The organism is Conexibacter sp. DBS9H8, from assembly GCF_023330685.1.
In the GTDB taxonomy this organism is placed as follows: Bacteria; Actinomycetota; Thermoleophilia; order Solirubrobacterales; family Solirubrobacteraceae; genus Palsa-465.
Window position 1 is genome coordinate 2,237,117 of record NZ_CP097128.1, and the last position, 13,507, is coordinate 2,250,623.

The 13,507-nt window shown below is 72.1% G+C and carries 14 protein-coding genes; 10 read left to right on the forward strand and 4 right to left on the reverse strand.

Translation table 11 applies throughout. The features are described 5' to 3' along the window. Positions 1–12 precede the first annotated feature (12 nt). Both fgd and M3M55_RS10650 read left to right on the forward strand, forming a co-directional pair. Positions 13–1,017 carry a glucose-6-phosphate dehydrogenase (coenzyme-F420) gene (fgd, locus tag M3M55_RS10645; RefSeq protein WP_249009484.1) on the forward strand — a complete coding sequence of 335 codons (1,005 nt, stop codon included), beginning with the start codon at positions 13–15 and terminating at the stop codon, positions 1,015–1,017. 81 nt (positions 1,018–1,098) lie between these two features. Further along, a complete protein-coding gene (locus M3M55_RS10650) occupies positions 1,099–1,281 on the forward strand; it encodes a hypothetical protein (RefSeq protein ID WP_249009485.1) in 183 nt (60 codons plus the stop codon). 79 nt (positions 1,282–1,360) lie between these two features. Here the strand turns inward: M3M55_RS10650 and M3M55_RS10655 are convergent, their stop codons facing one another. Beyond that, complete coding sequence (locus tag M3M55_RS10655) at positions 1,361–2,176, reverse strand: SDR family oxidoreductase (RefSeq protein ID WP_371878760.1); 816 nt, start codon at positions 2,174–2,176, stop codon at positions 1,361–1,363. A 26-nt stretch (positions 2,177–2,202) separates the two neighbouring features. Between M3M55_RS10655 and M3M55_RS10660 the strand changes: the two genes are divergently transcribed. The 3 genes from M3M55_RS10660 to M3M55_RS10670 are packed head-to-tail and all read left to right on the forward strand — an operon-like array spanning position 2,203 to position 3,712. Beyond that, positions 2,203–3,111, forward strand: coding sequence for an N-acetyltransferase (locus tag M3M55_RS10660; RefSeq protein ID WP_249009487.1), 909 nt, complete (start codon positions 2,203–2,205; stop codon positions 3,109–3,111). 50 nt (positions 3,112–3,161) lie between these two features. Continuing rightward, positions 3,162–3,401, forward strand: coding sequence for a hypothetical protein (locus M3M55_RS10665; protein ID WP_249009488.1), 240 nt, complete (start codon positions 3,162–3,164; stop codon positions 3,399–3,401). Continuing rightward, positions 3,398–3,712: an antibiotic biosynthesis monooxygenase gene (locus tag M3M55_RS10670; protein WP_249009489.1), complete on the forward strand. Its 315-nt coding sequence runs from the start codon at positions 3,398–3,400 to the stop codon at positions 3,710–3,712. Before M3M55_RS10665 ends, M3M55_RS10670 begins: the two co-directional genes overlap by 4 nt. Positions 3,713–3,729: 17 nt before the next feature. Here M3M55_RS10670 and M3M55_RS10675 read toward each other — a convergent pair whose 3' ends face one another. After that, the gene (locus M3M55_RS10675; protein ID WP_249009490.1) at positions 3,730–4,161 is read right to left on the reverse strand and encodes a hypothetical protein; all 432 of its coding nucleotides are present in this window, start codon (positions 4,159–4,161) and stop codon (positions 3,730–3,732) included. Between the two features lie 126 nt (positions 4,162–4,287). Between M3M55_RS10675 and M3M55_RS10680 the strand changes: the two genes are divergently transcribed. After that, entirely contained in the window at positions 4,288–6,051 is a 1,764-nt protein-coding gene (locus tag M3M55_RS10680) for a phospholipase C (protein ID WP_249009491.1), read from the forward strand. Between the two features lie 150 nt (positions 6,052–6,201). Beyond that, the gene (locus M3M55_RS10685) at positions 6,202–7,392 is read left to right on the forward strand and encodes an MFS transporter (protein WP_249009492.1); all 1,191 of its coding nucleotides are present in this window, start codon (positions 6,202–6,204) and stop codon (positions 7,390–7,392) included. A gap of 30 nt (positions 7,393–7,422) precedes the next feature. Here the strand turns inward: M3M55_RS10685 and M3M55_RS10690 are convergent, their stop codons facing one another. Continuing rightward, entirely contained in the window at positions 7,423–8,310 is an 888-nt protein-coding gene (locus M3M55_RS10690) for a LysR family transcriptional regulator (protein WP_249009493.1), read from the reverse strand. Positions 8,311–8,381: 71 nt separating this feature from the next. Here M3M55_RS10690 and M3M55_RS10695 point away from each other — a divergent pair, with 71 nt between their 5' ends. From M3M55_RS10695 to M3M55_RS10705, 3 genes are all read left to right on the forward strand, one after another. Next, complete coding sequence (locus M3M55_RS10695; protein WP_249009494.1) at positions 8,382–9,857, forward strand: chloride channel protein; 1,476 nt, start codon at positions 8,382–8,384, stop codon at positions 9,855–9,857. Positions 9,858–10,062: 205 nt separating this feature from the next. Beyond that, a complete protein-coding gene (locus M3M55_RS10700; RefSeq protein WP_249009495.1) occupies positions 10,063–10,701 on the forward strand; it encodes a hypothetical protein in 639 nt (212 codons plus the stop codon). 42 nt (positions 10,702–10,743) lie between these two features. After that, complete coding sequence (locus tag M3M55_RS10705; RefSeq protein ID WP_249009496.1) at positions 10,744–12,114, forward strand: HD-GYP domain-containing protein; 1,371 nt, start codon at positions 10,744–10,746, stop codon at positions 12,112–12,114. A 31-nt stretch (positions 12,115–12,145) separates the two neighbouring features. Here the strand turns inward: M3M55_RS10705 and M3M55_RS10710 are convergent, their stop codons facing one another. Continuing rightward, the gene (locus M3M55_RS10710; RefSeq protein WP_249009497.1) at positions 12,146–13,282 is read right to left on the reverse strand and encodes a D-alanyl-D-alanine carboxypeptidase/D-alanyl-D-alanine-endopeptidase; all 1,137 of its coding nucleotides are present in this window, start codon (positions 13,280–13,282) and stop codon (positions 12,146–12,148) included. Positions 13,283–13,507: the final 225 nt, after the last annotated feature.

Sequence of the window (13,507 nt, forward strand, 5' to 3'; positions counted from 1 at the left end):
CAGAATAGATCCATGCCCCTCCGTCTTGGTTACAAAGCCTCCGCCGAGCAGTTCCCGCCCCGCCAACTCCTCGACTTCGCCGTCGCCGCCGAGGCCCACGGCTTCGACATCATCGCCGTCTCCGACCACTTCCAGCCCTGGCGCCACCACGGCGGGCACGCCCCCAACGCGCTCGTCTGGCTCGGCGCGCTCGGGCAGGCAACCGAGCGGGTGACCCTGTCGACGAGCGTGCTCACCCCGACGCTGCGCTACCACCCCTCCGTCGTCGCCCACAGCTTCGCGACGCTCGGGGCGCTCTATCCGGGCCGGGTCGTGCTCGGGGTCGGCTCGGGGGAGGCGATGAACGAGACCCCCGCCACCGGCGCCGCGTGGCCGAAGTTCGCCGAGCGCTCCGCCCGGCTCGCGGAGGCGATCGAGCTGATCCGCGCGCTGTGGAACGGCGAGCGGGTCGACTTCGAGGGCGTCTACTACGAGACCGCCCGGGCGACGATCTACGACAAGCCGGCCCAGCCGGTCCCGATCTACGTCGCCGCCGGAGGCCCGAAGGCGGCCCAGCTCGTCGGGCGGGTGGGGGACGGGTTCATCTGTACCTCCGGCAAGGGGGAGGAGCTCTACCACTCCCTCCTTGACGCGCTGCGCATCGGCGCCGAGTCGGTCGGCCGGGACACCGGCGAGATCGTCAAGAACATCGAGGTGAAGGTCTCCTACGATCACGACGCCGCCTACGCCAAGGCGGCCTGCCGGCCGTGGGCCGCGCTCGCGCTCACCGCGGAGGAGAAGGGCGGCACCGAGGACCCGCTCGAGATGGAACGGCTCGCCGAGGCGGCGGCCGACCGCGCCCACCAGCGCTTCATCGTCTCCAATGACCCGGATGAGGTGGCCGAGAAGATCGGCTGGTACGCCGACCTCGGTTTCAGTGAGCTCATCTTCCACTTCCCCGGCGAGGACCAGACCCGGGCCCTTGACCAGTTCGCCGCCGACATCATCCCGCGCCTGCGGGCGCGTCGGGATGGCTGAGGGCCTGCGCGGGGGCGCCTGAGTTTCGCGGGTGAAGCCGAGGACGGCTCACGGATACTGATGCGCGGTGTCCGTGCATCTGTGTCGCGTCGGCTCGGGGTGCGTCCGGGAATCGATCTGGACAAGGCGCTGCGGCTCGCCGGTCAGCTCGAAGACGATGAGACCGTCCGCAAGCTCGAGCACGGCGCGGAACTCAACTCCTGCGACGCCGACTTCTCGCGGTTCAGCGGTCTGCGCTGGACCGATCCGCTGCGGGATCTCTGAACGCGGCCGGGACGACGCCCGGGTTCGCCTCCCGGCTTTCGCCGCGCCCGCCGCCGGGTTCGTGCCGCCTGAGCTGCCCTCAGTCGACGAACAGGTCCGCCAGGGCGTCGGACGGACCGTAGGCGGACAGGTCGACTCCGGTCAGGACATCCTCATCCAGGAGCGTCTGTCCGGTCCGCTCGCCCGGGGGGCGAGACAGGATCGCGTGGGCGGCGTCGGCCATGATCTCCGGGGTTCGCGCCCGCGCCATCGTCGCGTCGCCGCCGAGGAGATTCTGCACCGCCGCGGTGGCGATCACCGTCGCCGGCCACAGCGTGTTGGAGGCGATCCCGTCGGGCGCGAACTCGGCGGCGAAGCCGAGCGCGGCGAGGGTCATGCCGTATTTGGCGAGCATGTAGCCGACGTGGGCGCCGAGCCAGCGCGCGGACAGGTTGAGCGGCGGTGACAGGGTGAGGATGTGGGCGTGTTGGGAGCCGCGCAGGTGGGGGACCGCCTCCCGGGTGAGCAGGAACGTGCCGCGCACCTCGATCGCCTGCATCAGATCGAAGCGCTTCATCGCCAGCTCCGTGGAGGGGGAGAGGTCGATCGCCGAGGCGTTGTTGACGATGATGTCGATCCCGCCGAACCGGTCGACGGTCGCCGCCACCGCGGCGGCGACCGACGCCTCCTCGCGCACGTCCCCGACGATCGGGAGCGCCCGTCCGCCGGCGGCCTCGATCTCCGCCGCGGCGGTGTGGATCGTGCCGGGCAGCTTCGGGTGCGGCGTGTCGGTCTTGGCGAGGATCGCCACGTTCGCCCCGTCGGCGGCGGCGCGGCGGGCGATCGCCAGCCCGATTCCGCGGCTGCCGCCGGACATCAGGATCGTGCGCCCGCGGAGGGGGGTGTCGGAGGTCATCATCGCCGGAGACGATAATCCGGGCGATGGCCGCATGCTTTCAGCTGCGCCCCGGCTCCGACGATCGCCTCGCGGACGTGGTTGGGGTCCTCCGGGCCGTCGGGCTGCACCACCTCGGGCACAGCTCCGCCGACCTGGCGACGATCCGGGAGCGGGTGGCGGCCGACCCGGCCTTTGACCTCACCCGCGACCAGCGGATCGCCGAGGTCGACGGGGAGGTGGTCGGGGTGGCGACCGTGAACCCGGAGGCGCTCAACGTCGACGTGCACCCCGAGCATGACCATCCGGGCCTGCGGGAGGCGCTGCTGCACTGGGGGGAGGCCCGCCTCGGCGAGCTCGGACGACCCCTGTGCGTCCAGACCCCGAGTACGACCGCGCCCACCGTCGCGCTCCTGCAGGCCAGCGGGTACCGCGTCGACCGCTCCTACATCGAGATGGTGCGCCGCTTCACCGACACCGGCCCGCCTGCCCTGCCGCGGCTGCCCGACGGCTACCGGCTCCGCCCGATCGACCCGTCCGCGGACCTGATCGCCCTCCATGCCCTCGATGACCGGGCCTTCGCCACGCGACCCGACTACCACCCGGAGGGGCTGGAGGAGTTCGCCGCCCGCCACCTCTCTCATCGTCACTTCGCGGGCGAGTGGAGCCACCTGGTCGTCGCTGCGGACGGGACGGCGTGTGGATCGGTGCTCGGCGCCCGCCGGCCCGGGCGGGCGGGCGGCTACATCGCCGTGCTCGCCGTCGAGCCCGAGCACCAGCACCGCGGGCTCGGCCGGGCGCTGCTGCTCAGCGCGTTTGCCGCGATCGCCGCCCTCACCCTTGAGAGCGCCAGCCTTCACGTCGCCTCCGACAACCCGCGCGCCCTCGACCTCTACACCGGGGTCGACATGGCGGCCGGGGAGCGGATCGACGCCTACCGGCGCGAACGTCCCTGAGCGGGCGAGCCTTCACCTCACTCCCCGGATCGGGCACAATCGCTGACGCCGTGCCCCTCTCTGATCTCGAGATCTCCAAGGACACGCTTCAGACCGTCGTGGAGAGCGGCTTTGACCACGTCGGTCGGATCGCTGCGATCATCACCTCCGCCGGGCGGGACATCACCCGGGAGCTCGGCGAGTGGGCGACCGACCTGTTCGAGATGCGCGAGGCGGCCGCCCGTGCCCGGGCCGACCGTGCGGGCGCCGAGGACCGGGCCGCCGCGGCGGCCGGGAAGGAGAACCCATGACCGTCGTCAAGATCAATGCGATCACCGTCGCGCCCGAGCGTCGGGAGGAGTTCGCCCAGCGGTTCGCCGCCCGGGCCGGCCGGGTCGAGGCTGCGGACGGCTTCGAGGGGTTTGAGCTGCTCGCCCCCAACGACGACCGCAACGTCTGTCTCGTCGTCACCCACTGGGCCAGTGAGGAGCACTTCCAGGCGTGGGTCAGCTCGGCGGACTTCCGCGCCGGGCACGCCCAGCACCGCGAGTCCGGTCCGGTCGGGACCGCCTCGGAGGTGTGGTCCTTCGATGTGCTCGAGGCCGTCGGCCGAGAGGACTGACCCGGCGGACCCCAGCGTCAGCGCCGCCGGACCCGGCCGGGAACGGTCACCGTCCCGGCCAGGGCGGGAACCCCGAGGCCCTGGGGGTTGGCTGCCGCCACGAAGCAGCGCAGCCGAGACCCCGCGTCCCGGCGGGTCACGCGGTAGCGCGCTCCGGTGTGGATGAGCCGGCGCCCGCGCCGCCAGCGCACCCGGAATGAGGTCGGGTCATTCGCCCAGACCCCATCGCGGCAGATCAGGAGCGTGCCGACGCGCACCCGCCCGTGACGGTTGACACTCGGTGCGACGGTGTTGACCGGCACGCCGCTCGTACCGTCGGGGTTGTTGGCGGAGCCGGCGGGGCTCGTCTGAGCCGGAACGGCCGCGGCCGGACTGGGGGAACCGACGGCGAGCAGGCCGGCCAGTGCGATTCCGGCGAGCAGGGCGATGAGGGATAATTTCACGGTCACGGTCCCCCAGACGCTAGCTCGCGGAGCCGCAGAACCTGGCCGGTTCGTCCAGGTCTTCACACAGCGTTCGTCTCAGGGTCACATCGCGGTCACAGGTCCGGCGTGGAGGCGCCTTAGGGTGAGATCATGAACTTCGAACTTCCCGACGCGATGCGCGGGCGCCCGGTGAACCGCCGTGAGCTGCTGAACCACCTCGGAGTCCTTGGCGCCGCCGCCTTCCTTGCCCGTCCCGCCGCCGCATGGGGGGCGAGCGGCGCGCCCGCCCGGCTCGTCCGCCAGGCGGCCAGCGTCCGGCCGTACGGGTCCGACCTCGAGGCCGTCGAGCACATCGTCTTCCTGATGATGGAGAACCGCTCCTACGACCACTACTTCGGCTCCTACGAGCAGGGCCGCGGCTTTGACGATCATCCCCGCGACGCCCTCGGCGTGTTCGCCCAGGCCTACCCGAATGCTCCGGCCGGCCTGTTCCCCGCCGACACGCTGCTGCCCTTCCACCTCAACTCGAGCGACGGCTTCGAATGCACCGACGACCTCACCCACGACTGGGGGCCGATGCACCTGTGCTGGAACGGCGGGAAGATGGACTCCTGGGTCAAGGTCCACACCTCATCGGCCTATGAGGGCCCCCGCGGGGCGATGACGATGGGGTACTACACCCGCGCGGACCTCCCCTTCTACTACGCGCTCGCCGACCACTTCACCCTGCTGGACGCCTACCACGCCTCCATCCTCGGACCGACCCACCCGAACCGGATCATGGCCAACACCGGCACGATCGACCCGGCCGGCGGGCAGGGCGGCCCGATCACCGACACGAACTTCACGCCCGACGTGGTGTGGAACTGCACCTGGCCGACGATGCAGGAGGTGCTCGAGGACGCCGGCGTCTCCTGGAAGGTCTACAACCCGTCCAACAGCGGCCTGGCCGGAACCAAGTACGCCGGTCTGTCACAGTTCCCGACCTGGGATCCGGCGCTCTATGACCCGATCGCCAACCCGGAGGTGATGACCGCCACCGACCAGATCCTGCCGTACTTCACCGCCTTCCGGAACCGGCTTTCGCCCCTGTACGCGAAGGCGTTCGGCCAGTTCTTCCCCTCCGACTTCGTCGCGGACGTCAGTGCCGGCACGCTGCCGAGCGTCTCCTGGATCATTCCCCCGCTCGGATTCGACGAGCACCCCAGTTCGAGTCCGGACAACGGGATGTGGTTCACCTCCCTCGTCCTCGACGCGCTCGTGGCCAACCCGGCGGTGTGGTCCAAGACCGCCGTCTTCCTCATGTACGACGAGAACGACGGCTGGTTCGACCACGTCGCCCCGCCGACCGCGCCGCCCGGAACGCCCGGCGAGTACCTCACCGCCACCGCCCCCAAGGTCGGCGACCCCGATCCGGGAACGCTCGGGATCACCGGCCCGCTTGGGCTCGGGGTCCGGGTGCCGGGGCTGATGATCTCTCCGTTCAGTCGTGGCGGCCGGGTCGCCACCGAGTTGTTCGACCACACCTCCCAGCTCAAGCTCATCGCCGCCCGCTTCGGGGTTGAGGTGCCGAACGTGTCGGCGTGGCGGAGCGAGCTCGTCGGCGACCTCACCTCGACGATGTTCCACAGCCGCACCGACGAGACCTGGCCCGCAGGGCTGCCGGCGACGGCGCCGTACGTCCCCTCCAGCGGTGTGTGCAAGGCGACGAACCAGGACACCGAGTCCGGCGGCGCGACCCCGTCGATCCCGACCGACCAGACGATGCCGACCCAGGGTGGGGGGGAGGTTCCGGCCTCCCGTTACTTCCCGACGCACGAGAAGCACCGCATTCCGCCCGGTCACCGCACCCCGATGGGCGGCACGGGCAAGCCGACGCGCAAGTCCGCCCACAACGCGCTCGCCGAACGCTGAGGCGCTGACCCCGGCGGTGGCGGCCGGGGTGGATGGACCCCGGCAACGCACAGAGCCCGCGGGCGCCTCTCGGCGTGCGTTCGCGCACAAGCCGCCAGTTGAGCCCGATATACTTGACTACGCAATGATTCTGCGTGTCTGGTCCCACCGGTGAAAGCTCCCCGGCGCCTCGGCGTCCTCACGGCCATCCTCGCCCTCGCCTGCGGACTGTCGGTCGCCAACCTCTACTACGCCCAGCCGATCCTCGAGCTGCTCGCCCACAGCTTCGGGGTGGGGGAGGGGACGGTGACCGTCGTCGTCACCCTCACCCAGGTCGGCTACGCGGCCGGCCTCATCTTCGTCCTGCCCCTCGGCGATCTCCTCCAGGTGCGTCGCCTCACGCCGGTGATGCTGCTCGCCGCCGCGGTCGCCCTCGCGCTCTGCGCGGTCGCGCCGAGCCTCGCGATCTTCCTGATCGCCTCGCTCCTCGTCGGGCTGTTCTCCACCGTCGCCCAGATCCTCATTCCGTTCGCCGCCCACCTCGCCCCGGAGGAGTCGCGCGGCCAGATCGTCGGCCGGGTGATGAGCGGCCTGCTGCTCGGGATCCTGCTCGCCCGCACCGTCTCCTCGGAGATCGCCGCCCTGCTTGGCTGGCGGGCGATCTTCTACATCTCCGCTGCGCTGATGCTGATCCTTGCGGTGATCCTCGCCCGCTTCCTCCCGACCCGGGAGCCCGACCATCACGCCGGGTACGGGTCGCTGATGCGCTCGGTCGGTCGCTACGCGATCGAGCTCGGTCCGCTGCGTCGCCGCGCCGCCTGCCAGGCGATGATGTTCATGGCCTTCAGCGCCTACTGGAGCACGATCGCCTACGTCCTGATCGACCGCCATCACCTCTCCCAGGCCGACATCGGGCTGTTCGCGCTCGTCGGGGCGACTGGCGCGACGATCGCCCCGTTTGCCGGTTGGCTTGGAGACCACGGCCACGGTGGGTGGGCGAGTGGGGTAACCCTCGCCGCGGCGACCCTGGCGATGGTGATCGCCGGAATCGGTGAGTCGAGCCTCATCGCGCTTGCGGTCGGCGGCGTGCTCCTGGACCTCGGGGTCCAGGGCCACCAGATCCTCAGCCAGCAGGAGATTTACGCGCTGGCCCCGGAGGGGCGCGCGCGGATCAACACCGTCTACATGGGCACTGTGTTCGTCGGCGGGGCGGCCGGGTCGGCCCTCGCCGGTGTCCTGCATGCGAGTGCGGGCTGGGGTGGGGTGATGACCTTCGCCGCAGGTGTTTCGGCATTGGGCTTCCTCATCTGGCTCACCCACACGCTCCTGGCTCGGCGCGCTCGCGTGTCGGTCCCCGCCTGAGCACGGAGGGGGACGCCGGCCGCGCGTGGATCAGGTCGCGCGGGGCGGCGCGTCGACGGCGAGCGCAAGGAACGCAGCGGCGGCGGTCGACAACGGCCGGTCCCGGTGCAGGAGGCCGATCGGCCGGGTGATGGCCGGGCGCAGCGCACGCAGGGTCGCCCCCCGCCGCCGGGCCTCCGCGGCGAGGGGGGCGGGCAGCAGCGCTGCCCCCGCCCCGGCGAGGACGAGGGCGACGACCGACTCGCGCGCCGCGGTCTCCACCGCGATCTCCGGCGCGATCCCGACCGCCCCGAGCGCCTGTTCGAGCAGCGTCCGCGTCGAGGTTCCCGGCGGGCTCACGATGAACGGAATCCGGGCGAGTTCGGTCCGGGACAGCGGGCGACCGGGATCGCCGGGGGTTCCGGGGGGCAGTACGAGCAGCAGCTCCTGGACTCCGAGCGGGGCGACGACGAGGCCGACGTTCGTGGCGGTAAGGTGGGCGGCTCCGAGTTCGGCCGAGCCGCTGCGGACGAGCGAGGCGACGCCGTCGGCGGTCTCGGGCTCGACAACGCTGAGGCGAACCCCCGGATGGGCGGCCCGAAAGCGGCCGATCAGCCCGGCGACCGGGTCCACGGCGAGGGTCGCGAGGGTCGCGATCCGCACCGACCCGCTGCGAAGAGCCCCGACGTCAGTGAGCGCCTCCCGCGCCTCCGCGACGCTCTCGAGGACCCGCTGGGCGGGCCGCAGCAGCGCCGTGCCGGCGTCGGAGAGCCGCAGGCGGCCGCCGCTGCGGTCGAACAGCTGGACGCCGAGCTCGGCCTCGAGGCTGCGTAGCGCTTGACTGAGCGACGGCTGAGTGATGTGGAGCCGACGGGCGGCGCGGGTCACGCTCTCGGTGTCGGCGACGGCGAGGAAGTAGCGCAGGCGCCGTTCGTCCATAGGAGGATCCTATCTCGAACATGCAGAAGATCACCTTGATCTATACGTAACGGTTGCGCAACATGAACCCGATGGACCAGACGCCACCGCAGCCGTCCAAGCGTCCCCGCTCGCTCCGGGCCGGTGCCCTGCGGGTCGCACCCGAGCACCACGCGCGCGCCCGGGTGCAGGCGAACTTCGTCCACTCGGTGACCGAGTACGACCACCGTTTCTGGCTTGCGACCGGTCTCACCGGAGTCGCCGCCGGCGTCGGTGCGATCGTGATGATGGCGGTGCTGCGCACGATCCAGCACCTCGCCTTCTCCTATCACCACGGCACCTACTCGAGCGCGGCGGCGGCCCACAGCGACCTGCGCCGCTTGATCGTTCTGCTCATCGGCGGTCTCGTCGCCGGAGTCGGCTACTGGTTCCTGCGCCGCGTTCTCGGGGGCACCGGTGGGGAGCCGACCCGATCGGTGTGGACGGGCACCGACAATATGAACGTCCCTCGCACCTTCGCCACCGGTGTGCTGCAGGAGACGTTCATCGGTCTCGGCGGCTCCCTTGGTCGTGAGGCCGCCCCCCAGCATTTCGGGGCCGCCTTCGGCTCCTACTTCAGCCGCCACCTCAGCCTGCCCGCCGAGCAGCGGCGGCTGCTGATCGCCTGCGGGGCGGGCGCCGGGGTCGGCGCGGTCTACAACGTTCCGCTCGCCGGCGCCCTGTTCGCGACCGAGCTCTACCTTGGCTCGATCACCCTGACGACGGTCGTCCCGGCCGTGATGTGCGCGAGCATCGCCACCCTCGTCGGCTGGATCACCCTGCCGACCCACTCCGTCTACCAGGTCAGTCTGCCGGCCACCCCGAGCGCCTCGAGCATCGTCTTCGCCGCCCTCGCCGGGCCACTGCTCGGGCTCGCCACCGCTGCCTTCGTGCGCCTGATCGGTTGGGCCAACGACCATCGGCCGACCGGCGGTCCGGCGCTCATCGGGCTTCCCGTCGTCGCCTTCGGGATCCTCGGCCTGCTCTCCTTCGCCTACCCGCTGCTGCTTGGCAACGGGCGGGACCTGGCCGAGTTCGCCCTGCTCGGCGGCGGCACCGTCGGGGGCCTGCTCATGCTCGGACTGCTCAAGCCGCTCGTAACCGGACTTGCGCTGCGCAGCGGCCCCGGCGGCGGGCTGTTCACCCCGACGCTGTCGACCGGCGCCGCCCTCGGCGCCTGTCTCGGACACGCCTGGATGCTGCTGTGGCCGGGGACCGCGCCGCCGATCTTCGCCATGATCGGAGCGGCGGCGATGCTCGCCGCCGGGATGCAGGCGCCGATCGCCGGGATCGTTTTCGCGGTTGAGCTGACCAACTCGATCAGTGCTTCGCTCGTGCCGATCCTCATCGCCGTCGCCGGCGCGGTGATCGTCGCCCGCGGTCTCGACCCGCGCTCGATCTACTCCGCGCGTCTGCCCCAGCCGGTCGCCGCAGCCGAGGAGGTGGCGGTGCCCGCAGACAGCGGCATCGCGGAGACCGAGCCGGTGGATCCGACCGTCGTCAGGGAGCCGGCGGCGTCAGGGTCGTAGCTGAGTCGCCGCGCCGCAGCGAACCTTCGGCGGGCGCGGCGACTCAGCGGAAGACCGCCCGGCGCCGAGGCGAGCCGCCCCGCCGCGCTTCTGGACGTTTGTTTGACCTCTGAGTCCTCCCGGAACCGACGCACGGTGGATTGAGCGGGGGCTCTGCGGACCCGATAGCAAGAAGGACCGGCAATACACCGAGAGAGAGAGCAAAGTGCTGCGACGACTCCGTCTGGCTCCGGCCGGACTTCTTACCGCCGCGGCGGCGCTTGCCGCCACCGGCAGCGCGCACGCCGCGCTGCTGACCACCACCGCCCAGAGCTGCCCGGCCACCCAGGACGTCCAGGCCTTCCTGCCCTGGGGCGACCTGGCCGAGTACTTCCTCGCCCCGAACGGCAACTTCGCCACCGGCGGAGCCGGCTGGAGCCTCAGCGGCGGCGCCACCGCCGTCGCCGGTGGGGACGGTTACAGCCTCGCCGGGGCGCCGGTGAGTACCGAGTCGCTCGCCCTCCCGGACGGCAGCTCCGCCACGAGCCCCGCGGTCTGCATCGCCATCGACGCGCCGACGATCCGCTTCTTCGCCGAGAACAGTGGCTCCGCGAGCTCGACGCTGCAGGTGACCGCGACCGCGCAGACAAGCCTCGGACCCGTCACCGTAGCGGTCGGTGACGTCGCCGCCTCCGGGACGTGGAACCCCACGAGCATCCTGCCGATCCTCTTCAGTGACCTCACCATCGTGCCCGGCAACCCGACCGCGGTGACCTTCACCTTCACCCCCCAGGGGCAGGGCGGCAACTGGCAGATCGACGACTTCTACGTCGATCCCTTCATGCGCAGTGGTGGCGGGGGCTGACCTGCCCGTGGGTGACCGTCGCCCCTCTCCCCGATTGTGTCCGTGAGCTACGACTCCTACAGTGACCCGGGGGCCCAGGCGCTCCTGCGCACCGCGCAGGAGCGCTTCGCTCCGGCCGGGGTGCCCCGGGCGACGCTGCTCACCGAGCTCGCCGCCGCCGCCCTGTTCCTCGCCGGCGCGGTGACGGCCGCGCTGATCGTCCCGCCCGGCCGGGCGCTCTCCTGGCCCGTGCTCGGGGCGGTCTGCGTCGTCTTCCTCACCGCCCGCCGAGCCGAGTTCCCGGTTGCCGCCGGCCACACCTGGCCGGCGCAGCTGATCACCATCCCGATGCTGTTCCTGCTCCCCCTCGGTGCGGTCCCGTTGATCACCGCGACGCTGATGCTCGTCGACCTCGCGCCGAGCCTGATCCCGCCCGCGAGCGGGGTGAGCCGCGCGGCGCGCGTCGCCGCCCGAATCGCCGACAACACCTACATCCTCGCCCCTGTCGCCGTGCTCGCGCTGTTCTCCGCCCAGCGCTTCGCCTGGTCGGAATGGCCGGTGTACCTGCTCGCCTTCTGCGCCCAGGTCGGTGTCGACCTCGCCGTTGGGCTCGCCCGCACCTGGTGGGCGGAGCGGATCCTCCCGGCCGCCCAGACGGAGATGCTGTGGCTCTACCTCACCGACGCCGCGCTCTCCTGTGGGGGCCTGCAGCTCGCTGCCGTCACCGTGCACCAGCCCGGCGTGCTGCTGCTCGAACTGCCGGTGATCGGCCTGCTCGGACTGTTCGCCCGCGAGCGGCGCGAACGCATGGACGGGATCCTCGCCCTCTCCACCGCCTACCGCGGCACCGCCCGGCTGCTCGGGGACGTGATCGAGGCCGACGACAGCTACACGGGCGTCCACTCGCGGGCGGTCGTCGACCTCAGCGTCACGCTCGCCGACCGCCTCGGCGTCGACGCCGCCACCCGCCAGCGGGTCGAGTTCGGCGCGCTCCTCCATGACGTCGGCAAGATCGCCGTCCCCCGCGAGATCCTCCACAAGGCCGGGCCGCTCGACGACGCCGAATGGGCGGTGATGCGCCAGCACACGCTCCACGGCGAGGAGATGCTCCGCCAGGTCGGCGGCACCCTCTCCGGGGTCGGCCGGGTCGTGCGCAACTCCCACGAACGCTGGGACGGCGGCGGCTACCCCGACGGGCTGCGCGGCGAGCAGATTCCGATCGAGTCACGGATCATCGCCGTCTGCGACGCCTTCCACGCGATGCGCTCAGACCGCCCCTACCGGGCGACGATGAGCCTCGACGCCGCCGTGGAGGAGCTGCGCCGCTGCGCGGGCAGCCACTTCGACCCGGCCGTCGTCGTCGCGCTGCTCACCGAGCTCGGCGTGCTCTCCGGCGCCGACACCGCAGCGACGGTGGCACTGATCGCCGCCTGAGCCGGCCCGGGCGGCCCGGTGCCGAACCGGCTCAGTAGCCGGCGACCGCCCCCGCCATCGGCGTCAGCGCCGCGACCGCCTGCGCGTTGGAGGGGCCGTCGACGAAGAAGCTGAAGGCGAGCAGATGGCCGCCGCGGGTCGCGCAGTAGCCGGCGAGGTTGGTGACGTCGGTGAGCGTCCCGGTCTTGGCCTCGCAGTGGTGGGCGGCAGGGGTGTCCAGGCCGATCCCGGCGACCGTCCCGTCGACGCCGAGCACCGGGAGGGCCCCGCGCACGGTCTGTCCGACGGGCGTGTCGAGCATCTCGGCAAGCAGGATCGTCACCTGGGCCGGGGTCGTGCGGTCGGCCGGGTCGAGCCCCGAGCCGTCGAAGACGGTCGGGTCCAGTCCGTAGTGGGTCGCGATCGCACGCCGAATCGCGAGCGCGCCGAGCGGCAGGGTGCCCTCCCCGTAGAAGCGGTAGCCGAGGTACTTGGCCAGCAGGTCGGCGTAGAGGTCGTCGGAGGGGACGTCCATCAGCGGGAGCATCCGGGCAAGCGGCGGGGAGTGCAGCACGGCGAGCCGCCGCGCGCCCGCGGGGGTGACGGCGAGATGGGGGGAGGCGACGAGGCGCAGCCCGGCCTGGCGGGCGGCGAGGGCGACCTCATGCACGGCGGTGGCCGCCGGCCCGAGCCGCCCGACGGTGAGGCCGTGGTCGAAGACGAGCGCGCTCAACTCCCCTCCGTAGTCGCCGACATCCGGACCGTTGTGGGTGAGCGGGCCGCCGAGCGCGCCATCAAAGTGGGAGGCGTCGGCGTAGATCAGGCCGTCGACCCGTCGGATCCCGTCGGCACGCAGGTCGGCGAGCAGCTCGGTGGAGGTCGGGCCGAGTCCGTCCGCGTACGCCGCGTTCCAGCCGCCGTCGCCGATGGTCGGGTCCCCGTTGCCCTGCAGGTACAGGTTGCCATGCCAGACCCCGCCGGACCCGAGCGAGCCGCGGCCATACAGCGTCGTCGGGATCTCGGTGTCGGGGCCAAGCAGCCACAGCAGTGCGGCGGAGGTGTAGAGCTTCTCCACCGACGCGGGCGGACGGCCGACCCCGCCGCCGGTGTCGATCAGGAGCCGGTGGGCGGTGAGGTCCTCGACGACGAGCCCGACGTGGGGGCCGAGGCCCCGGGCAGCGGCGGTCAAGCGGGCCCGCAGGCGTGTGAGTCCGGGACCGGGGGGCGCCGGGGGATCGAGGGTCGGGGCCCGTGCCGGGCTCAGGGCGGCCGCTCGTGGGACGGGCGTCCCGGCCCGCCGCGACGCGCGCAGAGGCCCGCTACCGCCACAGCCGCCGAGACCGAGCAGCAGGAGCCCGATCGCCCACCCGAGCACAGGCGCGCGCCCGCCCGGCCGCCTCCGTCGAAGCGCCGG

Coding starts and splice junctions, on each gene's coding strand:
- M3M55_RS10670 (WP_249009489.1), top strand. CDS start 3,398: ATGACCGTCGTCAAGATCAATGCGATCACCGTCGCGCCCGAGCGTCGG.
- M3M55_RS10695 (WP_249009494.1), top strand. CDS start 8,382: ATGGACCAGACGCCACCGCAGCCGTCCAAGCGTCCCCGCTCGCTCCGG.
- M3M55_RS10690 (WP_249009493.1), bottom strand. CDS start 8,310: ATGGACGAACGGCGCCTGCGCTACTTCCTCGCCGTCGCCGACACCGAG.
- M3M55_RS10680 (WP_249009491.1), top strand. CDS start 4,288: ATGAACTTCGAACTTCCCGACGCGATGCGCGGGCGCCCGGTGAACCGC.
- M3M55_RS10655 (WP_371878760.1), bottom strand. CDS start 2,176: ATGACCTCCGACACCCCCCTCCGCGGGCGCACGATCCTGATGTCCGGC.
- fgd (WP_249009484.1), top strand. CDS start 13: ATGCCCCTCCGTCTTGGTTACAAAGCCTCCGCCGAGCAGTTCCCGCCC.
- M3M55_RS10660 (WP_249009487.1), top strand. CDS start 2,203: ATGGCCGCATGCTTTCAGCTGCGCCCCGGCTCCGACGATCGCCTCGCG.